The organism is Chroococcidiopsis sp. TS-821 (genome assembly GCF_002939305.1).
In the GTDB taxonomy this organism is placed as follows: domain Bacteria; phylum Cyanobacteriota; class Cyanobacteriia; order Cyanobacteriales; family Chroococcidiopsidaceae; genus Chroogloeocystis.
This window is the reverse complement of the sequence record NZ_MVDI01000001.1, coordinates 1088629-1113847: the sequence shown is the minus strand read 5'-3', so window position 1 is coordinate 1113847 and position 25219 is coordinate 1088629. Positions and strand designations below refer to the sequence as shown.

Annotated in this window: 24 protein-coding genes and 1 pseudogene; 12 read left to right on the top strand and 13 right to left on the bottom strand. The window is 43.7% G+C overall.

Going from position 1 to position 25219, the window contains the following annotated elements:
• Positions 1-21: 21 nt before the first annotated feature.
• Complete coding sequence (locus B1A85_RS05105; protein WP_104545798.1) at positions 22-2457, top strand: cation-translocating P-type ATPase; 2436 nt, start codon at positions 22-24, stop codon at positions 2455-2457.
• Positions 2458-2765: 308 nt separating this feature from the next.
• A pseudogene (locus B1A85_RS05100) lies at positions 2766-3187 on the top strand (FHA domain-containing protein).
• Positions 3188-3293: 106 nt separating this feature from the next.
• Here the strand turns inward: B1A85_RS05100 and B1A85_RS05095 are convergent.
• Positions 3294-3641, bottom strand: a complete 348-nt coding sequence (locus B1A85_RS05095) for a hypothetical protein (protein ID WP_104545797.1) — start codon at positions 3639-3641, stop codon at positions 3294-3296.
• Positions 3642-3787: 146 nt separating this feature from the next.
• On the opposite strand from B1A85_RS05095, the gene tmk reads away from it, so the two are divergent.
• A complete protein-coding gene (gene tmk / locus B1A85_RS05090) occupies positions 3788-4432 on the top strand; it encodes a dTMP kinase (RefSeq protein ID WP_104545796.1) in 645 nt (214 codons plus the stop codon).
• Positions 4433-4521: 89 nt separating this feature from the next.
• The gene (gene holB / locus B1A85_RS05085; RefSeq protein WP_104545795.1) at positions 4522-5493 is read left to right on the top strand and encodes a DNA polymerase III subunit delta'; all 972 of its coding nucleotides are present in this window, start codon (positions 4522-4524) and stop codon (positions 5491-5493) included.
• 156 nt (positions 5494-5649) lie between these two features.
• Here holB and B1A85_RS05080 read toward each other — a convergent pair whose 3' ends face one another.
• Positions 5650-6768, bottom strand: coding sequence for a SpoIID/LytB domain-containing protein (locus B1A85_RS05080; RefSeq protein ID WP_104546306.1), 1119 nt, complete (start codon positions 6766-6768; stop codon positions 5650-5652).
• A gap of 187 nt (positions 6769-6955) precedes the next feature.
• On the opposite strand from B1A85_RS05080, the gene B1A85_RS05075 reads away from it, so the two are divergent.
• On the top strand, positions 6956-7915 hold the full coding sequence (locus B1A85_RS05075) for a ribonuclease Z (RefSeq protein WP_104545794.1): 960 nt from the start codon (positions 6956-6958) through the stop codon (positions 7913-7915).
• A gap of 39 nt (positions 7916-7954) precedes the next feature.
• Here B1A85_RS05075 and B1A85_RS05070 read toward each other — a convergent pair whose 3' ends face one another.
• The 3 genes from B1A85_RS05070 to B1A85_RS23835 all read right to left on the bottom strand — a co-directional run bounded on the left by B1A85_RS05070 (position 7955) and on the right by B1A85_RS23835 (position 10061).
• A complete protein-coding gene (locus B1A85_RS05070) occupies positions 7955-8188 on the bottom strand; it encodes a Mo-dependent nitrogenase C-terminal domain-containing protein (RefSeq protein WP_104545793.1) in 234 nt (77 codons plus the stop codon).
• 290 nt (positions 8189-8478) lie between these two features.
• Positions 8479-9516: an ABC transporter substrate-binding protein gene (locus B1A85_RS05065; RefSeq protein WP_104545792.1), complete on the bottom strand. Its 1038-nt coding sequence runs from the start codon at positions 9514-9516 to the stop codon at positions 8479-8481.
• 377 nt (positions 9517-9893) lie between these two features.
• Positions 9894-10061 (bottom strand): hypothetical protein, encoded by a 168-nt coding sequence (locus tag B1A85_RS23835; RefSeq protein ID WP_168192347.1) that lies wholly within the window; start codon positions 10059-10061, stop codon positions 9894-9896.
• A 403-nt stretch (positions 10062-10464) separates the two neighbouring features.
• On the opposite strand from B1A85_RS23835, the gene B1A85_RS05060 reads away from it, so the two are divergent.
• From B1A85_RS05060 to B1A85_RS05050, 3 genes are all read left to right on the top strand, one after another.
• Positions 10465-10863, top strand: coding sequence for an Npun_F0494 family protein (locus B1A85_RS05060; protein WP_104545791.1), 399 nt, complete (start codon positions 10465-10467; stop codon positions 10861-10863).
• A gap of 126 nt (positions 10864-10989) precedes the next feature.
• On the top strand, positions 10990-12471 hold the full coding sequence (gene cobQ / locus B1A85_RS05055; RefSeq protein ID WP_104545790.1) for a cobyric acid synthase CobQ: 1482 nt from the start codon (positions 10990-10992) through the stop codon (positions 12469-12471).
• Positions 12472-12477: 6 nt separating this feature from the next.
• Positions 12478-12717 carry a 2Fe-2S iron-sulfur cluster-binding protein gene (locus tag B1A85_RS05050; protein ID WP_104545789.1) on the top strand — a complete coding sequence of 80 codons (240 nt, stop codon included), beginning with the start codon at positions 12478-12480 and terminating at the stop codon, positions 12715-12717.
• A gap of 142 nt (positions 12718-12859) precedes the next feature.
• On the opposite strand, the gene nrtS is transcribed toward B1A85_RS05050, so the two are convergent.
• The 6 genes from nrtS to B1A85_RS05020 form a co-directional block, all read right to left on the bottom strand.
• A complete protein-coding gene (gene nrtS / locus B1A85_RS05045; protein WP_210404186.1) occupies positions 12860-13090 on the bottom strand; it encodes a nitrate/nitrite transporter NrtS in 231 nt (76 codons plus the stop codon).
• Between the two features lie 78 nt (positions 13091-13168).
• On the bottom strand, positions 13169-13618 hold the full coding sequence (locus tag B1A85_RS05040) for an SRPBCC family protein (RefSeq protein WP_104545787.1): 450 nt from the start codon (positions 13616-13618) through the stop codon (positions 13169-13171).
• 327 nt (positions 13619-13945) lie between these two features.
• Positions 13946-14986 (bottom strand): ABC transporter substrate-binding protein, encoded by a 1041-nt coding sequence (locus tag B1A85_RS05035; protein ID WP_104545786.1) that lies wholly within the window; start codon positions 14984-14986, stop codon positions 13946-13948.
• Between the two features lie 78 nt (positions 14987-15064).
• On the bottom strand, positions 15065-17485 hold the full coding sequence (locus B1A85_RS05030; RefSeq protein WP_104545785.1) for a TonB-dependent siderophore receptor: 2421 nt from the start codon (positions 17483-17485) through the stop codon (positions 15065-15067).
• Positions 17486-17614: 129 nt separating this feature from the next.
• Positions 17615-18643: an AraC family transcriptional regulator gene (locus B1A85_RS05025; protein WP_104545784.1), complete on the bottom strand. Its 1029-nt coding sequence runs from the start codon at positions 18641-18643 to the stop codon at positions 17615-17617.
• 390 nt (positions 18644-19033) lie between these two features.
• Positions 19034-20677, bottom strand: coding sequence for a hypothetical protein (locus B1A85_RS05020; protein ID WP_104545783.1), 1644 nt, complete (start codon positions 20675-20677; stop codon positions 19034-19036).
• A gap of 249 nt (positions 20678-20926) precedes the next feature.
• Here B1A85_RS05020 and B1A85_RS05015 point away from each other — a divergent pair, with 249 nt between their 5' ends.
• The 3 genes from B1A85_RS05015 to B1A85_RS05005 all read left to right on the top strand — a co-directional run bounded on the left by B1A85_RS05015 (position 20927) and on the right by B1A85_RS05005 (position 22166).
• A complete protein-coding gene (locus B1A85_RS05015) occupies positions 20927-21283 on the top strand; it encodes an iron-sulfur cluster assembly accessory protein (RefSeq protein ID WP_104545782.1) in 357 nt (118 codons plus the stop codon).
• A 132-nt stretch (positions 21284-21415) separates the two neighbouring features.
• Entirely contained in the window at positions 21416-21835 is a 420-nt protein-coding gene (locus B1A85_RS05010) for a M48 family metallopeptidase (protein WP_104545781.1), read from the top strand.
• Between the two features lie 76 nt (positions 21836-21911).
• The gene (locus B1A85_RS05005; RefSeq protein WP_104545780.1) at positions 21912-22166 is read left to right on the top strand and encodes a hypothetical protein; all 255 of its coding nucleotides are present in this window, start codon (positions 21912-21914) and stop codon (positions 22164-22166) included.
• 18 nt (positions 22167-22184) lie between these two features.
• Here the strand turns inward: B1A85_RS05005 and B1A85_RS05000 are convergent, their stop codons facing one another.
• Positions 22185-23105, bottom strand: coding sequence for a TIGR01777 family oxidoreductase (locus B1A85_RS05000; RefSeq protein ID WP_104545779.1), 921 nt, complete (start codon positions 23103-23105; stop codon positions 22185-22187).
• Between the two features lie 124 nt (positions 23106-23229).
• On the opposite strand from B1A85_RS05000, the gene B1A85_RS04995 reads away from it, so the two are divergent.
• Positions 23230-24318 carry an iron-containing redox enzyme family protein gene (locus tag B1A85_RS04995; RefSeq protein ID WP_104545778.1) on the top strand — a complete coding sequence of 363 codons (1089 nt, stop codon included), beginning with the start codon at positions 23230-23232 and terminating at the stop codon, positions 24316-24318.
• Between the two features lie 71 nt (positions 24319-24389).
• Here B1A85_RS04995 and B1A85_RS04990 read toward each other — a convergent pair whose 3' ends face one another.
• Positions 24390-25103, bottom strand: a complete 714-nt coding sequence (locus tag B1A85_RS04990; protein WP_104545777.1) for a methyltransferase — start codon at positions 25101-25103, stop codon at positions 24390-24392.
• Positions 25104-25219: the final 116 nt, after the last annotated feature.

The window sequence follows — 25219 nt, the reverse complement described above, 5'->3', positions numbered from 1 at the left end:
AGGTGTAGTAACCCTGAATTTATGCAACTTGTCCCAAAAACCGAGTCGCCGCATGTCAATAGTATTGCCAATCAACCAACAGAAACAATCACGCTAGACATCCAAGGAATGAAGTGTGCTGGCTGTGTCAAGGTTGTCGAACGTCAGCTAGCAAAAAATGAAAACGTGGTTTCTACGTGCGTAAACTTGGTCACGGAAGTTGCTGTTGTTGAGTGTACCGCAGGTGCTGTAGACGCTGCCGCACTCGCGGAAGATTTAACTGCTGCTGGGTTTCCTACCCAACCACGTTATGCGCAGGGAGAAGTAACTCAGTTCCGAAGTGCAGAACCAGCAGAACACCGTCAGGAAATGCAATCCGCATTTAGACAGTTAGTTGTTGCTGGCATTTTACTCGTATTGTCTAGTTTGGGACATTTCAGTGAGTGGGGCTTGCCTGCACCATCGCTGTTACACAATATTTGGCTGCACTTTGGACTGGCAAGCGCTACCTTACTCGGACCAGGACGCCCGATTTTGCTCGATGGCTGGCGGGGATTGCGACGCAATGCACCCAACATGAATACTTTAGTTGGATTGGGAACGCTGACGGCTTACACCGCAAGCTTAGTCGCACTCGTATTTCCACAACTTGGTTGGGACTGCTTTTTTGACGAACCCGTGATGCTGTTAGGCTTTATTCTCTTGGGAAGAACATTAGAGCAACAAGCCAGAGGACGTGCCGCATCTGCTTTTCGCGAATTATTAGCACTGCAGCCACAAGTCGCGCGTTTAATTGCCGATCCCACAAACACAACCTCAGGATACGACAGTGTAGAAATTCCCGCCGATCGCGTGCGAGTTGGCGAATGGTTACAAGTTCTACCTGGTGAGAAAATTCCCGTTGATGGAGAAATCGTTGCTGGAAAAACAACAGTCGATGAATCGATGTTAACTGGGGAAGCCATGCCAGTGACAAAGCATCCTGGAGATACTGTAGCCGCAGGGACGATTAATCAACTAGGAACAATTTCGCTACGGGCAACGCGTACAGGAAAAGATACCACACTAGCTCAAATTGTTGCCTTGGTAGAAGCTGCGCAAACGCGTAAAGCCCCCATTCAAAAATTAGCAGATACAGTAGCAGGATACTTTACCTACGGTGTATTAACTGCTGCGGTATTGACTTTTGTGTTTTGGTATTTTATTGGCACTCATGTTTGGTCTGATGTCGTCACGCAGCCGCATCACCTCATTCACCTAGGACATAACTCGCTGGCTCAGCCGCATCATGTCCAGACGACAATTTATTCGCCACTGTTACTCAGTTTAAAATTAGCGATCGCCGTAATGGTGGTTGCGTGTCCCTGTGCTTTGGGACTTGCGACACCTACCGCGATCCTTGTTGGGACAGGAGTCGGCGCAGAACGCGGGTTATTGATCAAAGGCGGTGATGTCTTACAAAGAGTACATCAACTCGATACGATAGTATTCGATAAAACGGGTACCCTCACCACCGGAATTCTGCACGTCAGCGATTGCATCGTCCTGAAAGAAATTTGCCACGAAGAAACTATATCTGATACTCAGTACCTCTTACAACTCGCAGCTGCTGCCGAAAGTGGCAACGCGCATCCTTTAGCTACCGCAATTCAGCAAGCTGCACAACAGCAAAATCTACCAAGTCTTGAGGCTCAAGACTTCTCCATCGAGCCAGGATTAGGAGTATCAGCAGTAGTAGCAGGTCATGCTCATGTATTGCTAGGTAATCAGGAATGGCTAGAACAACACTCGATTACGATTGATGATACTGCACAACAACACAGTCAATCGCTGTTGAGTCATGGTAAAAGTGTCATTTATGTAGCAGTAGATAAGGCATTAGTAGGGTTAATTGCGCTGACAGATACTTTAAGAGCCGATGCCAAAACAACTGTAGATAGCTTGCGGCAAATCGGGTTACAAGTCATGCTCTTGACTGGAGATCGACAAGAAGTCGCCGAAGCGACCGCGCGACAATTGGGAATTGAAGCACACCACATTCTTGCAGGCGTGCGTCCTAGTGGTAAAGCCGTTACGATTCAACAATTGCAATCGCAAAATCATTTCGTTGCTATGGTAGGTGATGGCATTAATGATGCTCCTGCTTTGTCACAAGCTGATGTCGGAATTGCCTTAAAAACGGGCACCGATGTGGCGATGGAAACCGCAGAAATTGTCCTGATGCGCGATCGCTTGCAGGATGTTGTTGTCGCGATCGAGTTAAGCCGTGCAACTTTCCATAAAATTCGCCAAAACTTATTTTGGGCATTTGCCTACAATACGCTAGGAATTCCGATCGCCGCTGGTGTTTTATTACCGAAGTTTGGCTTTGTTCTCAGTCCAGCCGCCGCAGGTGCGCTCATGGCATTTAGCTCAATCAGTGTCGTCACTAATTCTTTATTATTGCGCCGATTTGCTAAACAGGAACGAAGCATTTAGCAGGCATTGAAAACGCTTGTACCGTCATATCAAATGCTTATTTACCTGCCGTCACTTCTAGGTAAAACCCCTGGTTCTGGAAGTGTTACTTTATGTTACTAAGCTGCAAAGAACGACGAATTCTTGGTGATGAATATAAAAGCTACCATAGATTCGATTTAGGGGACATAATGTAAAGTACAATCAAGCTAAGTTAAGCTCATTCAATAATTTCAGCCAAGATCGCATTTATTATTAGCGATCCGCAGCTAGTAGGACCACAGCTAAACTAATAGATTGATTTAGTGATTTTACTAACCGATGCTTCAATGGCTTTACAACCTAATCAGAACCACATACTGATTGTTGAAGACGATCAGGGACGTAAAGAATTTAATTTAGACGCTCCTGTATACTCTCTTGGCAGAGACCCACGTGCGATATTCGTCTATTTTCGCAGTTTGTTTCTCGTCGTCACGCAACGTTAGTCAGGTTGCCGCGCGAAGATGGTAGCTTTTACTATCGTATTATTGACGGCGATTCTAAGGGAAAACCTAGTGCTAATGGATTACTAATTAATGGTCGGAAAATTCCTGCACACGACCTCAAAAATGAAGATGAAATCGTGTTTGGTCCTCAAGTCCGAGCGATTTATTACCTATTGAGTAGAGACACACTGCCTTCTGGACCGTTAGATGAATATGACGTCACTCTCATTGGTCCAAATATGATGCCAGAGTTCGAAGACTAAACAACACGAGCGACAAGCATCCTTTTGCTGTAAACCCTAGCAAGACCGGCGCTGAGTATGCGTAAGCCCCCAAATCGGCGGGCTTATTTTTTTATAGCTCGTCGCACTAGCTACAAATACTTTCAATTAACTGCCACTGACGATTATCCGCGATCGCCTGATTTACTTGTTGAAATATTTGGTAGCAATGGTTATTCATCTGTAGCGGTAACTCTTCGTTTTTGACGACAATATTTATCCGCGTTTCCGTGGTTGAATTCATTGTTTTGTCAGTCAGGACTTCGACAACAACCAAGCGGGCGAAAGGAGTTTTTCCAGGCATTTCTCGTGCCATAATGTAGTCGCTTGTGTGGTATACAATATCGAGATTGCAAGCTTGCAACACTTCGATCAGCAACTGCTGTAAACGTGTAGGCGGAACTTCAACAGTGAACCAGCTAGTATAGCGAGCCATAGGTACTCCTCGCTGGGAAAACGCGTCGATTCTATGATATACGACAGCTCGCAACTGACTAGAGATTATACCGTTTTACTTTTAAGTTGCTCAAAACAGGCAGTGGGGCAAAGAGGAGAAAACAGATAATTGAGTAAAGTAAGCGCATGAGTGGCAGATTGATTGTCTTTGAAGGTGTCGAAGGTTGCGGCAAAACAACACAGTTACAGCGCTCGCACCAATGGCTAAAAACATTATCATTACCTGCCATCGTCACCCGCGAACCAGGTGGCACAGATTTAGGTACGGCGCTACGCCAATTACTATTAAAGGTAGATACGCAGCCAATTGCTCATGCTACCGAGTTGTTATTATACGCAGCAGACCGCGCTCAACACGTAGAAGAAGTCCTCAAACCCGAACTCGCTAATGGCACAATTATTTTGTGCGATCGCTACGTTGATTCTACGGTCGCGTATCAAGGCTATGGTCGAGGTTTGAGTCAAAGTTTAATTGCGCAATTAAATTTTATTGCTACAGGTGGGTTAGCAAGTGATATCACAATTTGGTTGGATATTGATGTCGCTACAAGTCTTGCCAGAAAACAGCACCAGAGTACGAGCGATCGCATCGAGCAAGAAAAAATCGAGTTTCATCGCCGCGTACAGCAAGGTTACACCGAATTGGCTCAAAATCACCCAAATCGCATCGTTCGAGTTGATGCTAGTCGCAGCGAAGCCGAAGTGCAAGGGACAATTCAGCAAATTTTACGGCAACGCTTTCCAGAAATTAGAGCCAAATGCCGTTCGTAATTGTTACATATGAGTAAGCAGAAGTGCCAAAATCGCTAAGCGTAAAGACAAAATCATTGCTCTAAACTAATAACACTGACCTCTGCTATATGTCCAACTTTTTCGCCTCCGCAATCGGACAAGCACAAGCGGTCGCGTTATTGACACAAGCCATTAATCGTCAACGAATTGCGCCAGCCTATTTATTTGTTGGTCCTCCTGGTGTAGGACGTAGCTTGACCGCCCGGTGCTTTATCACGCAAATATTCTGTACCAATGCTCCAACCGCTCAGCATCACCAAATCAAACAACGCATACAATTAGGAAACCACCCAGATTTGTTATGGGTGCAACCAACTTATTTGCATCAAGGACAACGACTTACCGCAGCAGAAGCCGCAGAGGCTGGGGTCAAACGCAAAGCACCACCCATAATTCGCGTCGAGCAAATTCGAGAAATCGCGCAATTTCTAAGCCGTTCTCCCATAGAAGCATCGCGAAATATCGTTGTCATTGAACAAGCAGAAACAATGGCAGAAACCGCAGCAAATGCGTTGCTCAAAACATTAGAAGAACCAGGATTAGCAACGATCATCTTAATTGCGCCTGCGGTGGAAGCGTTGTTGCCAACATTAGTATCGCGGTGTCAGCGAATTCCGTTTTATCGTCTCAGTCGCGAGCAGATGACGCAAGTTCTCCAGCAAACGGGTGATGAAAATTTACATATGTCGCCTGCTGTATTAGCGATCGCGCAAGGAAGCCCAGGAGATGCGATCGCCGCAAGCCAACAACTCCAAGCTATTCCTGCTGAATTAATCCAAGCACTGACTCATCCGCCGCAATCAATACATAACGCCTTAGATTTAGCAAGACAAATTGATAAAACTTTAGATACAGAAGCGCAGTTGTGGTTGATAGATTACCTCCAACACGCTTATTGGCAGCAGTTTCTAGCAGGAGACATGCAAAACTCACCTCTACCACATTTAGAGCAAGCCAAAAAGTACTTACGCTCCTACGCACAACCACGATTAGTGTGGGAAGTTACGTTCTTACAAATGAGTCAACTGCAACCACAATAGTAGACAAGGATGAGAATAAAAAGTTAAGAGTTTCTTAACTAGCTTGAGTATGCTGAACCAATGCTGAATGGTTTGCGCGATCGCCTTATTCCTCAATTCAATTGCGATCGCGCTTACCACATCACAATATTCCTCAAAACACGACCAGATTTCAGGCTAACGTTTGAGTTGAGCTAGACTAGCACCGCGATAGTAGTGCGATAAAATTTGCTGGTACTTCACTCCCTGTTGTGCTAAATTATATGCTCCCCATTGGCTCATACCTAAGCCATGACCCCAGCCACGACCATCAAAGCGCAAACCTAAAGGTTCGGCTGTAATTGTAAAGCGCGTACTTCTCAAACCGAGTGCTGTGCGTAGAGCATCTCCTCGCAGTTCGCGCGTACCGCGATCGCCAATAAACTTCATGCTTTTGACACTGCCATAAGGACTCAAAACGGGCGTTAAAGCTTGTACCGTGCCAATTCCAGTAATTTTTTGGTTAAGTTCTTCTCCAGTAACTGTCTTCACCCACTGACAGGCAGTCACGTTATCATCGTAGCCAGCAACTCCCCGTAAGTATGGTAAGGGCTGCGACCACACATCTTCCACATTTTCGGTATGTCCGCCCGAACACGCATGAAACGCCGCCAGAATTGGTTTGTTGTTGTAAGTAAGAATTTGCCCTGTAGTGGCATTAACTGCAGCATGAGTACCTGGTGATTCGCTAGCAATACCCTTGTAAACTTGTGAGGCTTGCGTATTGAGGACATCATAAACACCGTTGCTTTCGTTTTCTCGCTTGTAAACCGCATACGTACGCGCTGCAACGGCTTGGGCTTTTAAAGCTTCTTGATGCCAATTACCATTCATCTCGCCGCCAAGAACGCTGTAGAGATACTGTTCTAAATCGACGTAGTTGACCGCAGTCACGCCTTGTTGTGCGGGCAATAGTAGCGTTCTACCGCGATACCAGCGATCGCCAATGAACACATAGCCATTCCCACTCGGCTCAACCCACATTGCCGAAGATTGTACCTGCGCTAAGGCAACGCCAGCTGGATCGGGTTGTGCATAAAAGGCATTCATTGCCGCAAGTTGCCCCAAAGCTTTGCCACTGGTATAATCGCGGATCGTCGCCGTTGTCGAACTACCAACTTTAATTTGCTCGACACCCCGTTCAATTGCTACGCGAATTTCCATCGCCGCTGCGGGAGCAACGAACGCGAGCCAAAATAAGGCTGACCACCAGAAGCGCCCTTGAAGCGATAATAAGCGTAGAAGTTTGAATTTCATACTGGCATCCTTACATTTTTTGTTCTGGCAATTAAATAAAGTTTGTTGACGATCGAATTTCAAATACATCAGTATAAGCGAATTAAGTGCTTTTTGCAGTAATTCTCTCGCTAAACGCGTTTTCTGCGCTAGCCGTGCCACTATAGATAAAGAAGTCGCAAAATTCTGTAGATAGGTTGCCGCTTTCGTGCAAATTACATTTTTAGGAACAAGTTCTGGTGTCCCCACGCGATCGCGTAATGTTTCTAGCGTGGCGCTTCGTTTACCGCAAAGAGCTGAAATGTGGTTGTTCGACTGTGGCGAAGGTACGCAACATCAAATTTTACGCAGCGACCTCAAAATCAGCCAGCTTTCCCGGATCTTTATTACTCATTTACACGGGGATCATATCTTTGGATTAATGGGGCTGTTAGCTACTTGTGGATTAGCTGGCAACACAAAACGAGTCGATATTTATGGTCCACCCAAATTAGAAGACTACTTACGCGCGTGTAGTCGGTATTCTTCAACCCACTTAGCATACAGCGTCGAAGTTCATACAGTGCAACCTGGAGTCGTCTATGAAGATGACGAATTTACTGTCACGTGCGAGCGTTTAGAACATCGAATTACCACCTTTGGTTACCGCGTAGCTGAAAAAGATCGTCCAGGCAGGTTTGATGTCGAAAAAGCGAAAGCCCTAGAAATTCCGCCTGGCAGAATTTACGGTCAACTGAAACGCGGGGAAACTGTGACACTACTTGACGGACGCACCATCCACGGTGCAGATCTATGTGGATTACCAGAAATTGGACGCAAAATTGCTTATTGTACAGATACCATTTATTGCGATGGCGCAGTACAGCTAGCTCAAGATGCTGATGTCCTCATTCACGAAGCAACCTTCTCACATCAAGATGCAGAACTTGCTTTTCAACGCTTGCACTCTACCTCAACAATGGCAGCACAAGTAGCTTTAGCAGCTCAAGTCAAACAGTTAATTATGACGCATTTTAGTCCTCGCTATGCCCCAGGAAATGCCATCGAATTGAAAGATTTACTTCAAGAGGCACAGGCTATTTTCCCTAATACGCAAATGGCGTACGACTTTATGACGTATGAAGTTCCTAGACGGAGAGAAGCGGAATTAGCAAAAACGTCTCGCTAAGTAGTCATAACTCAGGTTTGAGCGCAAAGCCATAGCATACTAGCAATAACTTGATATATCTTCACCACATTCTTCTGCTAGATAAGATAAGCATAAAAACCGAAGATTTACTATTTCCTTATATAAAGGATTAAGTTTACACAATGGTGGAATATGTAAGTGAATCTGACCAATTTGAATGTTGCGTTCAAACGGGCAATGCGCAGGAATTATTCTACAAAGTAATCGAGCTATTGTTTGAGATTTGATAAAAGATGCAGGAAAGTGATACATAATATCTTTTAACCTTAATTATTTCTTAGTGTACGAGCATTACTTCTAAGCTCGTTATCTAAATTACACTCAAAAAGCAGTGCCTTCTGTACTCTTTCCAGCTATATCAATACCCTAATGCAGCAAACTTTATTACACAAATGTACAAAGTATCTTACTAAAAGCTGCAAAAACAGTTTGGGACTCTCAAAAAAATTATGGCTTACCTTTAAAAGCTACAAAAGTCCTAAGGCAAGCCATTTATCAGTCATAACTATTTACTAAATAAGATCGGCAAGTCCAAGAAAAAACTACACTTGACCTTTGCGAGAAGCAGCATAAGCTTTAACGAAGCGATCGTCAAATATACGATTTAAGTCAGGAGCGCGTTTAATTAAGCCAGCTTCTAAGAGAAAATCCTTGATTTCTTTTGCTGCATAATGTAAAGATTGCATTTCATTTCGAGGTTGAAAAGCTTGCAAGTTTTGTTCAATAGAAAAGAGTGTAGTTCCTGCCTCATAAGTTTTGTAATCAGCAACCGAAACTCCAGCTTTTTTTGCCATAATTTCAAGCGACTTAGCCTGATTTGCTTGCATAAAGTCTAAGGTGTCAAACCAGGTATTAACGAGTGCTTGTACATCTTGCGGACGCTCGTTAATCATTTTTCTGCTAACAACTAAGTGGTCTGGAATTGCCCCAGGAAAATCTTTAGAACTATATAACTCTTTACTTCCAGGGCGCTCTAAAGCTTTAGTTGTAAAAGGTGCATACACTGCTACAGCATCAACTCTACCTGCTGCAAACGCGGCAGCAGCGGCACCAGTTTCTAAAGGAAAGAACTCAATATCTGCTTGAGTCATGCCAGCTTTTCGCAAACCTAAAAGTAAGAGAAAATGATCTACAGTTCCTTCTTCTGCCGCAACTTTTTTGCCTTTTAAATCGGTAACACTATTAATTCCTTCACGAACGATGACTTTATCGTTACCCGTTGAATTATCATTAACCAAAACAACAACTTGGTCAGAGCCGTTTGCGACTGAACTAATGGTTTGGTCTAAGGTTTGACAATTAGCATCTAACTGACCTGCATTCATTGCATTCATAGAATCTAAGTAACCGTCAAACCATCTAAGGTCTACTTGAACGTTATTCTTAGCAAATAAGTTTTGCTCATTCGCAACTGCCCAAGGATACCAGCCAGGCCAACCACTATACCCCATTTGAACTGGTGCGATCGTTGCAGAAGTATTTGTAAAATTAGAAGCTTGTTGTGTTGGGGTACAGCTAACAGCCACTATCAAGCTAACTAAGAATACACCTACGAGTGACAGAATTTTATGTGTTTTCATAAATTACATCTATAAGTTCTATAATCACTAAGCATTGACGAGAATATTTAGCTGTATTTTGTCGTAAAATATCTCATTAATATCACCTGCTTTAATTGAACTACTCTTCTCAACAGTCGTTTGTTTGAGTAATATCTGGAATACATGTAACATTCCGATCGGTTTGACTGCTAAAGTTCTCTCATAAAACAGTTTTCCCAATTCTTGGGCTACTTATAACAAGAGTATTAAAAATTTTTAGTTACTTTAGCTGTGCGATGAATCTTAATTGTACTGAAGTGAAAATCTAGCTTGTATCATAGTTCTACGCCTTAAGCTTTCAGTTATGTCATTACACAGAAAGCAAGCTGTAATTTGTGAAGTTTTCTAGGCAACGGTTAGAATAATGTAATCGGTTGTTGCCAAGTAGAAGGCAGTATCTCTTTATTTAAATATTTTCGTGCTTCAGTATCCATAAAAGAGTTACTGAAAATACAAAATCTCGGACAGCCAGCGATAACGATCGCGCATTTTTCTATGTTGGCTGCTCCTTGAGAGTAATGCATTGAAATTTCCAATAATCTTGATAATATAAACTGAAACTATATAAGATATTTGATGTTTACAAACTCTGGTTTAATGCAGCTTTAACTATCTCTTAATAATTCCCTAAAATCTCTAGTTATGTAGCATTGTCTACAGAACTTAGCTACACCACAAATTTAAAAAGACTTCTACTACTTGTCATGCGCAATTTTACTGAAACTTTTTAGCGATCGCCAAAGTCAAGATTATTTTGCAATATCGTAGATAATCTTGTTTGCTGCACTGTTACAGTAAAATCCACACGCCTGCGCTCAAGTTTGATAATTTCAGCGTTGAATCACAACTACTCCTGTTTAAAATAGATAGCTAGCAATAAAAAAATATTGTTAACAGTATTTCTAACAAATCGGTGTAGTAAACAAAATGTCAATCGCTGAATCGAACAGTTCTAAAACAGTTCTGTATCCGAAAAAAACAATTGAACGCGCGAAAGTCGCGTTGGTGTGTTCGCCGTTTCAACGGCATCTGTTTGAGACAATGTGCTATCAAAGTGTCTCGACGTCGGCGATCGCCGATACAGGTGGAACTCAAAAAGGCTACACCAAGCGTCCGCTATCGGAATTAGCCGTAGAAAATGCTTTAATGTGGTTAATTCAAGTTGGAGTACTGCGCCGTGAAGTTGACGGACAGGGAATCACTGATAGTTTTCGCTTAACGCCATTAGGTCGGCAGTTGATCGAGCAAATTCAAGAACCTTGGAATCCGACATATCGCGATCGCCTGTTTAATATGCTCAATCGCCGGCTGCGACTACCATTTTAATTGCGTCTTGTTTTACAAATAGTTAAAAGTGAGTCGGAAAAGGGAAAAATATGAAATGAGACTTGATGCTATAACTACAACCAACTTGATACCTCACTTTTTAACTTCTCACGCTAGATGCCCCCTATGAAAGCAATTATGGTGGTAGGAACCACATCCCACGCTGGAAAATCGCTCCTGAGTGCAGCTATTTGTCGCATTTTGGCGCGACGCGGCTGGCGGGTTGCGCCCTTTAAAGGGCAAAATATGGCTTTAAATTCCTATGTCACCACGAGTGGGGGCGAAATCGGTTATGCACAAGCCGTGCAAGCTTGGGCGGCGGGAGTTACGCCAACAGTAGACATGAATCCCATTCTGCTCAAGCCACAAGGTAACATGACTTCGCAAGTTATCCTCAAAGGCAAAGCTGTTGGCAAAGTGAGCGCAGCTGATTATTACGAACAATATTTTGATTTAGGATGGCAAGCAATTACCGAATCGTTACAACACCTAGCAGCTGAATTTGATTTGCTCGTGTGCGAAGGCGCGGGAAGCCCCGCAGAAATCAACCTCAAGCACCGCGACTTGACAAATATGCGCGTGGCAAAGCATTTAAATGCGCCCACCTTGCTGGTTGTTGATATCGATCGCGGAGGTGCTTTTGCCCATGTTGTAGGCACTTTAGAGTTATTAGAACCAGAAGAAAGAGCACTAATTCGCGGTGTTGTCATTAATAAGTTTCGCGGACAGCGATCGCTTTTAGAATCAGGTATTCAATGGTTAGAAGAACGTACAGGAATTCCTGTACTCGGCGTGATTCCCTGGATTGAAGATCTTTTTCCGGCTGAAGATTCGCTAGACTTACTCGAACGCAAACACAGCAATCAAGGAGAACTAGAGATCGCCGTTGTTCGCTTACCCCGAATTTCTAACTTTACCGATTTCGATCCGTTAGAAGCCGAACCGAGTGTTTCGCTAAAATATATTAGTCCCAAGCAAGAACTAGGACATCCTGATGCGGTGATTATTCCAGGTTCAAAAACGACAATTGCCGACTTATTAGTCTTGCAGCGAACTGGAATGGCAGAAGCAATTCAAAACTACGCAGCAGCCGGCGGTACAGTGTTGGGGATTTGTGGTGGCTTTCAAATGCTAGGCAAATTCCTTGCCGATCCTGAAGGTGTAGAAGGCGAAGCAGGGAGGTTTAAGGGTTTAAATTTATTGCCGATTCAAACGGTGATTACAGGGCAAAAAGTGGCGCGACAACGGCAAGTTGTGTCAAATTTTCCGCAAGTTGGCTTACCTGTTGCAGGCTACGAAATTCACCAAGGGCGATCGCGGATTGTCGAAACTCCAAATACAGCACCTAATGCATACCAAGCGTTATTTGACGACCCAAGCTTAGGTTTAGTTGATAATTATCAATCGGTTTGGGGAACGTACTTGCATGGTATATTCGACAATGGCGCGTGGCGACGTGCTTGGTTAAATCGCCTGCGGCAACAACGCGGGCTAAAATCTTTACCGACAGGTGTTTCTAACTATCGCAAACAGCGCGAAACGATGTTGAATACGCTTGCTGCTATCGTAGAGGCAAACTTAGATTTGGCAAAGATTTTGCCATCTTAAACAATCATGGCGATTAATATCCGTTTTTTACCAGACGATGTTACGGTGACAGCAACTGTCGGCGAACCGTTATTAGATGTTGCCAAGCGCGCTGGGGCGATCATTCCAACCGGCTGCTTGATGGGATCGTGTCACGCTTGTGAAGTAGAACTAGACGATGGAGACACAATTTGTGCTTGTATTACCGCAGTTCCACCAGGGTGCGATGAGTTAACGATTCATTTGTTTAGCGATCCAACGTGGTAATTGATAATTGGTAATCGGTAATTGGTCATTGTAGCTATGGCAGAGGTCAAGGTTAAAGGCAAGCTAGAGTTATAGAATTGGTCTTCTACCATGTCTTAAGCATCTCTTCTGTTACGAAAAATGCTAACTTGCCACGTGCGCATTAAAGTCTTCTCGAACTGCTGATATACTGACCGTGAATATTAACAAAGTAGGGAACTAAGTAAGTTAAAGTTGCCGAAATCCAGCGATCGCGTGTCATTTGCCCTTGGATAGCAGCCGCACCGTGATTGATGACAAACAGCAACGAACCAACGACAATTGCAACCCTAAAAGCAACTGGGATGAATTTAGGATTGACAAGGCTATGCAGATAACCTCGTAGGAACTTCATCAAGCAATTTTCAGCGTTAACAAGTAAGTATAGTTTGTAAAAAAGGTTACCACGCTCAAGTCAAACTGCGCAAATAGCTTATTTTTGTGCAGCTTTTGCTTGGAGTGCATAATCGCGGAAGCGTTCTAAATCTGCTTTGATCGTTGATTCAACCGCGCGACCGAGGAATAGATTATCCATAATTCTACCTAGAATTCCAGGAATCGCGTAGGAGACAGAAAGTTTGACAATACTGCTATTGTGGCGATCGTAAAAGCGAATTGCGCCACGATTAGGTAATCCATCCACCGACTCCCATTGAATAATTTGCTGCGGTACAATTTTTAGGATTCGCGATAGCCAGGTAAATTCTAATCCTCCAGTATTGAGTTTCCACCGCGAGAGTTCGGGATTATCTTCTAAAACCTTCACAGATGAAATCCACTTCATCCACCGAGGCATTTGCTCCAAATCAGACCACAAACTCCACACGAGGTCAATCGGCGCTTCTACCTCAATTTGCACGCTATGCTCTAACCAATCTGGCATTGATATGTTCCTTTGTGTTTGCTGTGGTTTAACTACCAACGATTGAACGTCGGGGACTCATGGCTATTGTGTCCATGGCATTCTGTAAAAGTAGCGCCTTATATACTATCGATATAGTCTTACTTTATGTAACTACCTGCGAGAACAAAGTTTTTCTTTGGAGATTCGGATAAGTGCTATTGGTGTTACCAAATCTACAGCTATTACTAATACAGCCAATCCCGCTTTGACGATGGCGACGCGCATTCAATCTATCCTGCTGAAATTTTCTTCACATATTTTAATCAGAATTTGGGCGATCGCATTCATGAAAGACAACACACTAATTCACTGTTGATTGACTCGCGCCGAAAGTGATGATAGTTGTGCTTGTAGTTGCTTGAGTGCTAGCTGCGCCCCAGTAGGCGAGGGTATGGCTCGGCAAATATAAGTTGGAATGAAGTAAACGCGGTTTGCTTGACTCGCGCCTAAAGACTGCGCAATTGTATGACTGCGCCATGCTTGCTGAATCTTTTGCAGTTGATTGTCTTCTAAATTTTTGGCACTTCCCATCTGACTAAAGCCAGTAACATTATGTCCCTGTATAAAAATTAAACTGGCATCAAGTTGTGGTAAAATTTCTACTGAAATTGATTGTACGATGCTTGTCGGCTGTTCGTCGGATAGCGAAACAAGCTGAAACCCTAAGTCTTCGAGCAAACCACCACAGAAATCTGCTGGGGTTACGATTTCCAGCGATTGTGTCAGTTGCTCTGACGCGAGCATGAGGACTTCTGGATATGCTTTGGCAATTGGCGCTAGCGCTTGACGAGTGGCTTCTACCTGCTGACGATGCGTTTCAATGACTGCTCGCGATCGATCGCTACGCCCCAATGCCTTGGCGATCGCGCTTAGTGGTTCCTGCCAATTATCGTGTCCGACATATTCAAATAATAAAGTCGGGGCAATTTGACTAAGTTGGGTGTATTCATCTTTGTTTTGCCCGCTGTCACCCAAAATCAAGTCAGGATTGAGTCGCGCGATTCCTTCTAAAGATGGCTCACTACTCGCCCCAAGATTCGCGATTGGTTGGGTGATGCGCGATCCTAAATAAGGAATCTGTTCGCTTGGGCGATCGAACTCGCCGCGATGAATCGGAAACACTTCCGCATAACCAACGGGTTGCACGTCGAGTGATAGTAAGATGTCTAACATCTTAGGATTGAGCGCCACAATTCGTTGCGGGCGATCGCAAACTTGAGTTTCACCAAGTGCGTGCTGAATTGTCTGGCAAGATGAAGAAATCGCGCGTTGAGAGGAAGTGCGATCGCAAGCAGAAATTGAAAGCGTCACAACTATCAGCAAGAGTAACTTTAATATCTGACGCATTCAGTAACTCCTGACTCCAAGAACATCCAGCAACTCGAAGCAAAACGCTAAGCTAATTGCTTTGACAGATTCGCAACATTAAAATCTTACCGAAATTGAGCCAATGACAGTAAACGGTTCTCCAGGTTCTCCAGCGCTTTGACGGCTACCAAAGTTACCTGTACTACCAACATAATTAACATCGAATAGATTTTTAAAATTGAGTGCAAATCGCCAATGATCGCGTTGATAAAACACAGCCGCGTTGGTAAGAAAGTAGCTATCTACTGCAAAGCTGTTGTTCAAATCGCCTTGACGGTTTCCCACAAAGTTGAACCCAATGCCAAATCCTAACCCTGCAAAGTCGCCATTTTGAATTTGATAAGTTGTCCATAGGCTAGCATTGTGTAGTGGAATGCCTGGTAATCGATTTCCAATCGCAATTGTGTTGTCTTCAGTAATTTTGGCATCAGTATAAGCGTAGGACGCAATAATATTCCATCCTGGTATAATTTGCCCAGTGAGATCGAATTCAATGCCGCGACTTTGTTGTTCGCCTGTGGCGATGGAAATTCCTAAACCAGGAAAATTAGGATCTTCTGTCAGCACATTCTGTTTTGTAATATCAAAATACGCCAGCGTTGCTAGTAGATTACCATCTAACAATTCGGCTTTGACTCCTACTTCAAATCCCTCACCTTTTTCTGGTTCAAATGGATTGCCATCGGCTGCGACACCAGTATTAGGATTAAAAGATTGCGAATAACTTGCATAAAGTGAAAGGTATTCTATCGGCTGATAAACAATTCCGACGCGTGGAGTCCAAGCATCATCATTTTGCGTTGTATCGCCACCAGGATAAAATAAGGCGGGCGTGTTATCAATGCGTTGGTTTACCGTGTCGTAGCGCAAGCCTAGTAATAAATTTAAACGATCGAAAAGCTGAATTTGATCTTGAAGATAAACGCCTAAGCGGTCGATTTTTAATGCACGGTCAAACAGTAATGTATCAAAAGTAGGTCGGTCTACGCCATACACCGGATTAAAAACATTGATGGGAAATGGCGTGAAATTGGCGATCGCAAACTCATTTGTATGCGTGCGAGTCAAATCAATACCGAATAACAAGGTGTGTTCGACAGAACCAGTCGCGAATTCACCGATAAGACTTGTTTGCAGCGCGTAGTTTTGCGAATTAAAATCGTCGAGGGCAAAAACTCGCGTGAGAATTCCAGTTTCCTCGTCAAACTCAATTGGAATTGACAGGCGATCCGAAAACACTCGCGAATCGGTATAACGAAACGCATTACGGATTGACCATTCGTTGCTCAATTGATGATTAAGATTGTAGCCAATACTCAAAAAATCGCGCCGAATAAAGTCATCAGGTTCATTAAAAATGCGATCGCGCGGTACATCCGCAACGCCGTTCCCCACAGCAACCGTACCTCCATCAAAGGGGCGTTCGCGATTTGATAATTGTAGATTCAGCGCGAGATTGGTGCGTTCATTAATATTCCACGTCAGAACGGGAGAAATAAAAAATTGTTCAAAATCTTGGTCGAAATTCCGAAAACTATCGCGTCGCGAATACAGCGCATTTAATCGATACAATACACTCGCGCTGTTATCGAGTGGCCCAGAAATATCGATGCGCGGGCGAATCAAGCCGTAGCTACCCACTTGCAGTTCCGCTTCGTAAAACGGATCGGCTAGCGGTTGTTTTGTGACTACATTAATTACGCCGCCAGGTTGAATCTCGCCATAGAGAATTGAGGATGGACCTCGCAACACTTCAATTTGTTCGATGTTGGCGACTTCGGGAATTTCTGCAAAATCGTACTGGCGAAAACCATCTTGTAACACAGGAGTACCGCTAAACCCGCGAATGCTATAGTTAAGGTCGCTAAATGTATCTGTGCCGTTGTAGATTACTCCACTCGCATTTTGCAACGCTTCCTCAAGTTGCGTGACTTGCTGATCTGCTAGTACCTGGCGAGGAATGACCTGAATTGATTGCGGAATGTTTAAAATCGGAGTATCTGTCCGCGTTGCTGTACTTGCATTGGGAATAAAATAGCCGTCTTCCGGTTCGCCTGTGACTAAAATTTCGATGGTATCGTCCTCAACAGAGGCGGGTACGACGCTGACTACCAAGCCTTGGGTGGCGGTACTAATTTCGGCGGTAGGAGGTGCTTCGGTTCCGGTTATCGCAATTCGGACTTGTCCTAACAGATTGGAGACGCGAATTGATGCGATTTCTGCTGTAGGTTCAAAGACTTCAAATTCACTGCGATCGCGTATTCTTAAAATCGCATTTGGAATATCCGCAATTAAAGTATTACCAATTGTAAAGGTTGCAGGCACTGATAATTGCTCTGAAGTTATTAAAACGACTTCTACTCCAGCATCAGTGTTAAGTTGAACGTTTGTTATCTCTACGATAGAAGCTTGAGAATTTAGCGTTAATTGTTGCAATGTATTTGAGCGAACATCAGCCAGCGCGGGCTGAATCATCATTGATGCTATTCCAGCGAACCAAATGATTACTAGTTTGTTCACGCGATCGCCTCACACACTAACTCACTCTTAAGAAAGACTCTCAATACCACGTCAAATACTAGGATGTTTAACGATCGCGGTCTTATCTCAAACGGAGTTTTTTTTATCCCAAACGGAGTTGCGAATTGTATGTAAGGGGCTACAGTGAAAACGTTTGCGAAACGCTTTACTAAACGAGGGAAGACTGCTATACCCAACCGCGTATGCGACTTCGGTGACACTGAGTTGACCTGTTGCTAAAAGTTGGCGCGATCGCTCCATGCGAATTTCGTGCAAATAGCCAAAAACCGTAGTGCCAAAGATTTGGCGAAATCCCTGTTTGAGTTTGCAGTCATTCAGCTTAACTTGCCGCGCTAATGCTAATAGCGATGGTGGATTATCGATATTTTGAATCAAAATTTCTCGCGCTTGATGCAGCCTTTCGATGTCTTCAAGACGCAATCGCGGCGATCGCGCGCGGGATTGACTGTCTTCTAACCAAGCAGTAAACTGTAAGCTGAGCAATTCTAGTGCTTTGCTTTCTAAATACATTTTTTGCATCATACCTTGATACGGACACTGCAAAATCTGGTGTAATACGTGCCGCATAGTCAGGCTATTTTTACCAATCGGTTGGTGAAATCGCGCAGTCAAATCTCCTGCAATGAGCTTTCTTAACGGCTGTGGTAGGTTGTCACCCGCATCAAATTCTTGCAAACTTTCAGGTTCGATGAGAACCATCACAACTTGAATCGGTTCTTGCGCGTACCACTCTTCAAACTCAACTAAATTAGGTAAATAATAAAGGTAGTTGCAACCTGCAATTTCGGCGTAATCAGCTTGAACATCAGGAACATTTGGCGTGAGAACTCGCGAATTCCCTGATAAGTGAAACTTTGAGATCAATGGGATCGCTGGATCGTGCGGGTTTTCTATGCGAATCGTTTGCCAAAGTACGGCATTGCGAATTCGCAACGCGAGTCCGTGACGCAATACGATTGTGCGATCGCCTCCGTTACCTAGTTTTTGTGGAAGCAGTTCTTGACACTCACCACCAGATTGCTGATATAGTTTTTCACCTTGCTGACTAGCTGCATCAAATAGCGCTTGAAATTCTAAAGTGCTGAGTGCAATCATCTTTCTCAGTTCAATACTCTGCACGGATAACTAATGATAATCTTTTTCATTAGCTTATAGGAAAAGTTTGATATGAGCTATGTGAGTTGGTTGCAATTGACCAAAAGTTTTCCATTGTTGATACAGCAGGGGTCACAGTTCTGAGCTTCCTGCCATGCTTTAAGCATCTATTCAACCGCTGTAGTCTATAGCAGTTGTCAAAATTTTACTCTCAGTTAGGAAAATCGCTACGAGCTTCTGTAATATCCTAAGATCAATTCAGGTGCTTTACTATAGAGCCTGTATTTCTGACATGGTATGACTACAAAATACAGATGTGCTTCACTGCAAGTTGAAGTCTTATGTCTTTTTTGCTAAAAATTATTAATTAGCGTTCTTTTTTCGATAAGTTTATTCAAATTGTGGCATCAATTGCAGTGTACCAATACCTAAATCCTGGGGGGAAAGCGATCGCGCTTCGAATAAAGCCATCATGTCGCGTAATTGCGGTTGTCCGCGCGAAGCTCCCATCAAACCACGCGCAATAATTAAACCACAGTAACCTTTGGTTTTTTTACAGCGTTCGTCCCACTTTTTGCGCGCTGCGATGTGAACGGGATCGTCATCTAAGAACTCACCAAAGAGAAATAACTCGCCGTTTTCGGTTTGCAAAATACCCAAGTCGTAGCGATCGCCACCGAAGATATCCGTACCAGGATTAAACCCGATTCCTTTCAGCCCGCCCATTGATTGAATCGCTTCGATTAAATTTTTAGCTTTAGGACGCGAAGTTTGAATGAGAATGACTGGTAATCCATCTCCTCCTGAGGATATTGCTTCAGACTGGGCAAAATGCGTTACAGCTGCGCGTAGATGCGCTACCATCTCCCAGGAAACAACGCCAAGACTCAGAAACGAATCCTCTGGAATCAAGTCATCTCGCAGCGCCCCCAAGCTTGGTAGATCTTCGACAGCGGTAAATTCGGCTTCATCGCCGAAGCCAGCAATTTCTTCTAGCTCTGCGGCTAATTCTGGCATAGTGCTGACAGTAACTTCAACTTGTAGACTCTTACGGTTTTGGTCTTTGATTGGTAAAGCAATGCGATAGCGATCGCTCAAAGCGGGAAATGTTTCTGCGCTCAATTGACGTCGTTTGCTGCGAATAAAACGCACGAGGGCTTCTAGTGCCAAAAATACCACCGTTGCTTCTTCTTCATATAGCACTGCGCGCAAGCCTTCGAGAGGGTGAATATTACCAAAAGACGGTTGAATTTGAGTAACTGGCAAATCGGCTAAATCGATGATGTCGATGTCTTCATCTTCTTCCTCTGTCGCGCGCTCAAATGTTAAAAATAAACAATCCTGCTTCAGAAACGCTTCTTCCAGGAGTTCTGGCGATTCTTCGTCATCCGACAAAACCGAAGCGCGAAATTGCCGGAGAGATTCTTGCGAGCGATACAGTAAAATTCCATACTCCATCCCCAACATGCCCATAATTGAGGCATAGAGCGTGCCAACATCGCTTTGATTGAGTTCGATGGCGACAATCTGATGTTCTTCGAGAAATTCCCAAGGTGCGGCTCGCCAAATTTCTAAAGCTTTTTTCTTGAGGGGTTCAGCAAACTGGGGTGGTAAATCAGGCGTAGACTCGTCGCCAAATGCTTGAAATCCACGATACAGTTCGTCGATCAGCGGTAATTGTGGAACGTAATCGATTGCAATATCGAGTTCTTGCAGGACGCCACGTAAGAAAAATTGTAACTCGCGATCGCTCACGACTATTTTTTGCGGGCGTGCTGGTTTTGCTGGGCTGTTAGGATGCTCCATTGCACGCAGCAAGGTACGAACAACAGCTTCTGGACCACTTTCCGCCGCGACAACATCCATAGCTCTTACAACGCCCTGCGAACCATCTACCCACAAGATACATTCACCGCGTGCTTCTAAGTCTTGTTTGTGAGTTGACAACGGACGCCGATCTCCTTCCCAGACACTGGCAATCTGGTGTAATTTTTGTAATCGACGACGAGTAGAGCAATTTAAAGACATTGTCATATAACCAAGCTAACCAGAACAATGCGATCGAGAAGCACGACGACCTGCTTAAGAGCTTTTTTATCAGTCTCTCCTGCTTGCGGATTAAAAAGCTTATATGTATTTAACCCATCAATACTAGGATAGAAACCTTTGGAGTGCTTTTACAAAAGCAAAGTATAATTCCTCAAACCTTTGTATCTAAACCGTTAAAATAAACGAAAAAGCTGACATCAGTTTACGCTAAAAATCTCAGGAGTTCGATCGACTATGGTGCAAGCAGTTCCCTCACAACAACGCGGTATTCTCCTCAGTGAAGCAGCTTTACGTCAAGTACTATTTCTCCGCGATCGCCAAGGAAAAGATTTGTGTTTGCGTGTCGGTGTTCGTCAAGGCGGCTGTTCGGGAATGTCCTACATGATGGATTTCGAAGATCCTAGCAAGATTCGTAGCGATGATGAAGTCTTTGATTACGATGGCTTCAAAATTGTTTGCGATCGTAAAAGTATGTTATATCTCTACGGTTTAATGCTCGACTATAGCGATGCGATGATTGGTGGTGGATTTCAATTTACTAACCCCAACGCTAGCCAAACTTGTGGATGCGGTAAATCGTTTGGGGTGTAATACGTTGGTATATCCTCAGGCATTAGGCAGGTAATCGGTAATGGGTAATAAGGATTAGAGATGCTTTCCAATGACCAGTTACCAATTACCAGTCTTTTTAAGATACATTGATTGTCTTTCACTTACTCAGTAATGACAGAAACGGTTAGCTCTTTATTTGAAACGGCTATAGAACGTTACAAAGCTGGCGAAGATCCAGCCGATTTAATTGCAGTTTTTCAAGAACTATGCGATCGCGCACCTAAAAGTAGTGCAGCATGGACGTGTCTGGCGTGGATTTATCTACTTAATGACAAACCTAACGCAGCGTACAAAGCCGCGCAAAAAGCAGTAAAATTACATCCCCACGACCCTCAAGCGCGCGTTAATCTAGCCGTCGCTATGCTAGAAACAGGTCAAAAAGGAGTACGCGAACACGTCGATCGTGCGATGCAATTGATAATGATTGACTCGGAAATGCGCGAAGAAATTAAACAAAGTATTGACGATGGTTTAACCCGCAAACCTGAGTGGAAAAGTCTCCAGCGAGTCCATAGCTGGTTGTTTGATTAAAAAGCTAAAGGATATGGGCTAGACAAAGAATCTAGCCACAAGGTTAAAAAGGTGCAATGATTTTTAAATTAAATAAATGAAAGAGAAATTACTCAACTGGTTAAACACTGCTTTAGTTGCAGATTTTTTTCTTGTTTTACTAAGCTTTTTTTGGCTAGCGATCGCAGTAATAGGTCACGCGCTGCACATTCCGCTGGGGTTAGATCTGTGGTACAAACTATGGCAGCCAGTGTTTACACCTGCGATTGGTATCCTGATGGCTGGTTCAATACTTAGTGGGTTAATCAGTTGGGTCTTCAAACGATTAAACTTACAACAACCTAAAAGTTAACAAGGATCGCGCAAAGCTTCATGACAAAATATCTGCTAACGCTTGTTTAACGTGCGGGTATTGAAACTCAAAATTATAAGCTTGGGCGCGTTGCGGTAAGACTCTTTGTCCCTCTAGCACAACAATCGCGCCATCGCCTAAAAGAGCCTCAATCGCAAAAGCAGGTACTGGTAGCCAAGAAGGGCGATTCATCACTTCTCCCATCGTTCGACAAAATTCCGCCATTCGTACAGGATTAGGTGCGGTAGCATTGAGCACGCCTTGAATATCTTCCCGTTGAATTGCGGTAATAATTAAACTTACCAAGTCGTCGCGGTGAATCCACGAAAACCACTGTCGCCCGCTACCAATAGGACCACCGGCAAAAAGTTTAAAGGGAGTTACCATCCGCGCGATCGCACCGCCCATTCCTAAAACAATACCTAGTCTTAAAATCACTAAACGAACGCCATAGTCTAATACTTTTTGTGCTTCCGCTTCCCAAGCGCGACAAACTTCGGCTAAGAAATCGTTACCCGATGAACTTGATTCATCAAAAGTATCCGTCTCACTCGTGCCATAGTAACCGATTGCAGAAGCATTGACTAAAACTTTGGGTTTAGGGTTTGCTTTAGCGATCGCTTCGACAATTTTTTGCGTACCAACTTGGCGACTTTGGAAGATTTCCTGCTTGCGTTGGGGTGTCCACCTGCCTTCGGCGATCGGTTCTCCCGCTAGATTGACTACTGCATCACAACCTGCGATCGCGTTTTGCCAAGCGCCTGATTCGCGAGGGCTATACGCCACTATTTCTACATTCGGATAAACTTCCTTGGGAAACACCCGCTGTGCGCTGGTGGAATTACGCGTAAAAACTAACACTTGGTCGCCTTGCGCGTGGAGGCGTTCTACCAAGCGACTACCGACAAATCCTGTGGCGCCTGTAATTGCTACTTTCATTTAACTTACACTCACTTCAACTGTTTCAGAGTGAATCTAGCATCTTTCTTGTCTGTGCAATGATCTACCTCTAGAGTGGAGTATTGCGACGCAAGCATTACGGACAATTGTAAGTACTTGTTCAATGTTATCTGAAGCATTACCGCGTACAGCGATGATTACACAAACACGCCAAAGTGTATACAATGACGCCGAGCAGCAATTTATAGAACTGCTCGACATGATAGATTTAGACAAAAAATTAGCTTCCCAACCCGAACTTGCCAGTCAATTTGAAGCATCGCTCGATCGCGCTATCCAAGAAGCTTATCACGCCGATTCTGGAGATGCGGCTGCCCATCGCTTTTTACAGCGTGTATTGTATCGCATTAACCGCCTGAAGTTATTTTGGTACGACGATTTACGCCACTATACGAACGAACGTTCCGCGTACTTACGTAGCATACGCGATCGCATCGAAGCACCTTGGCAAGCATGGGAACTCGCCCAAATCGACGTTGCAGCACTGCAACAAGAAGATGTTAAGCAAGGGCTAATCGAACGCGGCGCGCGCGATCTCGACCCGCCACTATCGGAGGATAGTCGTTATATCCGCGAACAAACAACTGAAGCCGGATATCGCCGGATACTTGCGATTGGTTCTTTCGATGGTTTAGTCGAAGGAAGCCGCCTTTCGCGAATTCTGGGTGGTGCGGCAAATGAAATACAAGCAACACTTACCAGAGTTTTACTTGAAGAATACGGCAACGGTCGCTTATCGCGCAAGCACTCGACGTATTTTGCTCAAATGCTATCCGAGTTTGGCATGAAGACTGAACCCGAAGCCTACTTTGATTTAGTTCCTTGGGAAGTGCTAGCTTGTGCTAACCATAACTTTCTTGTTACAGAATGCAAGCGTTATTTCCTACGCTATAACGGCGGGTTAACCTACTTCGAGGTAGCAGGTCCTGCGGCTTATCGTAACTATCTTACTGCCGCACAACGCCTGGGCTTATCACAAGCAGCAATGGGTTACTGGGAGTTGCACATTCGCGAAGACGAACGTCACGGACGTTGGATGTTGGATGATGTTGCTTTACCTTTAGCTGATAAGTATCCTGAACAAGCCTGGGAGCTATTACTAGGATACGACCAAGAAAAACTTATGGGCGATCGCGCCGGAGTCGCGATTGTACAATCCGCAAAAGAAGCAGATCGCTTGGCAGTTCAATAAAATGAATGTACGTCCCTCATTATCGATAATTGAGGGGCGTATTTTGATGAATAATTCTATAGCAAGAAAATTTATAAAGCTGTCATTACTCGAACCAATTCTTCTGACAAATTGGAAGATAATTTGTGTTGCTTTGTAAATAAAACACCAGCTAACATATAAATATTATCTGAGTAGAAAGCTTGATTGTTTTTTCTCAACTCGGTAATTCTTTGTTGCACTTTAGGGTCAGAACTGTAGTAACCAAACTTTAATGGTGAAACGATAAAGTCAGCAGTAACATAACCTTTTGTTATTGCGTAGTCTATAAGACTTTCAGGATTAGAGTAGCTAGAAATCATGACTAATACATTTTCATAGTCCAAAGATAAAAGCTTTTGTGTCACTGTAATTCCGTCAATGCCTCCATGCAAGAATGGTTGATAGATTCTATTATCCTTGGCAGGAAGATACGGGGGATTCGAGATTAGATAATCAGCTTGATGGGCTGCATCAAAAAAGGATGCATTGTGTATTATATAATGACTTGCCAACCCGAAAGCTTCTATTTTAGAGCGGGCAGCTGCGTAAGCTAAATGATTAATTTCAAATCCATGTATTACACCAGGAAATCTTGTTCTTAGCAGTGATTTAATGACTGGACTACCATCACCAGAGCCAAATTCTACAATTTCTTTTGAAGCAGGGCAACGATTTAATACTAATGATTCTATGCAAAAAGCATAAAAATTAGACTCTTCTGGGCAAAAAAAAATATCTTTTAGCTGCTGAGGTGAAGTAAGCATAAAAATTTCAGTAAACTTATATACTGAAATTAATCTTTTAGCTTTTCTTTATTCATCTATCGCTAGTTCTATGCCAAAAAGCCTAAGTATTTAAACTAGAAGTAGTTCGGATAGCA

Excerpts from the sequence above, each read along its gene's own strand:
- B1A85_RS05080 (WP_104546306.1), bottom strand. The coding sequence starts at position 6,768 with ATGAAATTCAAACTTCTACGCTTATTATCGCTTCAAGGGCGCTTCTGG.
- B1A85_RS05070 (WP_104545793.1), bottom strand. The coding sequence starts at position 8,188 with ATGTATCACTTTCCTGCATCTTTTATCAAATCTCAAACAATAGCTCGA.
- B1A85_RS05010 (WP_104545781.1), top strand. The coding sequence starts at position 21,416 with ATGACAGAAACGGTTAGCTCTTTATTTGAAACGGCTATAGAACGTTAC.
- nrtS (WP_210404186.1), bottom strand. The coding sequence starts at position 13,090 with ATGAAGTTCCTACGAGGTTATCTGCATAGCCTTGTCAATCCTAAATTC.
- B1A85_RS05035 (WP_104545786.1), bottom strand. The coding sequence starts at position 14,986 with ATGCGTCAGATATTAAAGTTACTCTTGCTGATAGTTGTGACGCTTTCA.
- B1A85_RS05000 (WP_104545779.1), bottom strand. The coding sequence starts at position 23,105 with ATGAAAGTAGCAATTACAGGCGCCACAGGATTTGTCGGTAGTCGCTTG.
- B1A85_RS05040 (WP_104545787.1), bottom strand. The coding sequence starts at position 13,618 with ATGCCAGATTGGTTAGAGCATAGCGTGCAAATTGAGGTAGAAGCGCCG.
- B1A85_RS05065 (WP_104545792.1), bottom strand. The coding sequence starts at position 9,516 with ATGAAAACACATAAAATTCTGTCACTCGTAGGTGTATTCTTAGTTAGC.
- B1A85_RS04995 (WP_104545778.1), top strand. The coding sequence starts at position 23,230 with ATGTTATCTGAAGCATTACCGCGTACAGCGATGATTACACAAACACGC.
- holB (WP_104545795.1), top strand. The coding sequence starts at position 4,522 with ATGTCCAACTTTTTCGCCTCCGCAATCGGACAAGCACAAGCGGTCGCG.
- cobQ (WP_104545790.1), top strand. The coding sequence starts at position 10,990 with ATGAAAGCAATTATGGTGGTAGGAACCACATCCCACGCTGGAAAATCG.
- tmk (WP_104545796.1), top strand. The coding sequence starts at position 3,788 with ATGAGTGGCAGATTGATTGTCTTTGAAGGTGTCGAAGGTTGCGGCAAA.
- B1A85_RS05105 (WP_104545798.1), top strand. The coding sequence starts at position 22 with ATGCAACTTGTCCCAAAAACCGAGTCGCCGCATGTCAATAGTATTGCC.
- B1A85_RS05095 (WP_104545797.1), bottom strand. The coding sequence starts at position 3,641 with ATGGCTCGCTATACTAGCTGGTTCACTGTTGAAGTTCCGCCTACACGT.
- B1A85_RS05060 (WP_104545791.1), top strand. The coding sequence starts at position 10,465 with ATGTCAATCGCTGAATCGAACAGTTCTAAAACAGTTCTGTATCCGAAA.
- B1A85_RS05025 (WP_104545784.1), bottom strand. The coding sequence starts at position 18,643 with ATGATTGCACTCAGCACTTTAGAATTTCAAGCGCTATTTGATGCAGCT.
- B1A85_RS05005 (WP_104545780.1), top strand. The coding sequence starts at position 21,912 with ATGAAAGAGAAATTACTCAACTGGTTAAACACTGCTTTAGTTGCAGAT.
- B1A85_RS23835 (WP_168192347.1), bottom strand. The coding sequence starts at position 10,061 with ATGCATTACTCTCAAGGAGCAGCCAACATAGAAAAATGCGCGATCGTT.
- B1A85_RS05015 (WP_104545782.1), top strand. The coding sequence starts at position 20,927 with ATGGTGCAAGCAGTTCCCTCACAACAACGCGGTATTCTCCTCAGTGAA.
- B1A85_RS05030 (WP_104545785.1), bottom strand. The coding sequence starts at position 17,485 with ATGATGATTCAGCCCGCGCTGGCTGATGTTCGCTCAAATACATTGCAA.
- B1A85_RS05020 (WP_104545783.1), bottom strand. The coding sequence starts at position 20,677 with ATGACAATGTCTTTAAATTGCTCTACTCGTCGTCGATTACAAAAATTA.
- B1A85_RS04990 (WP_104545777.1), bottom strand. The coding sequence starts at position 25,103 with ATGCTTACTTCACCTCAGCAGCTAAAAGATATTTTTTTTTGCCCAGAA.
- B1A85_RS05050 (WP_104545789.1), top strand. The coding sequence starts at position 12,478 with ATGGCGATTAATATCCGTTTTTTACCAGACGATGTTACGGTGACAGCA.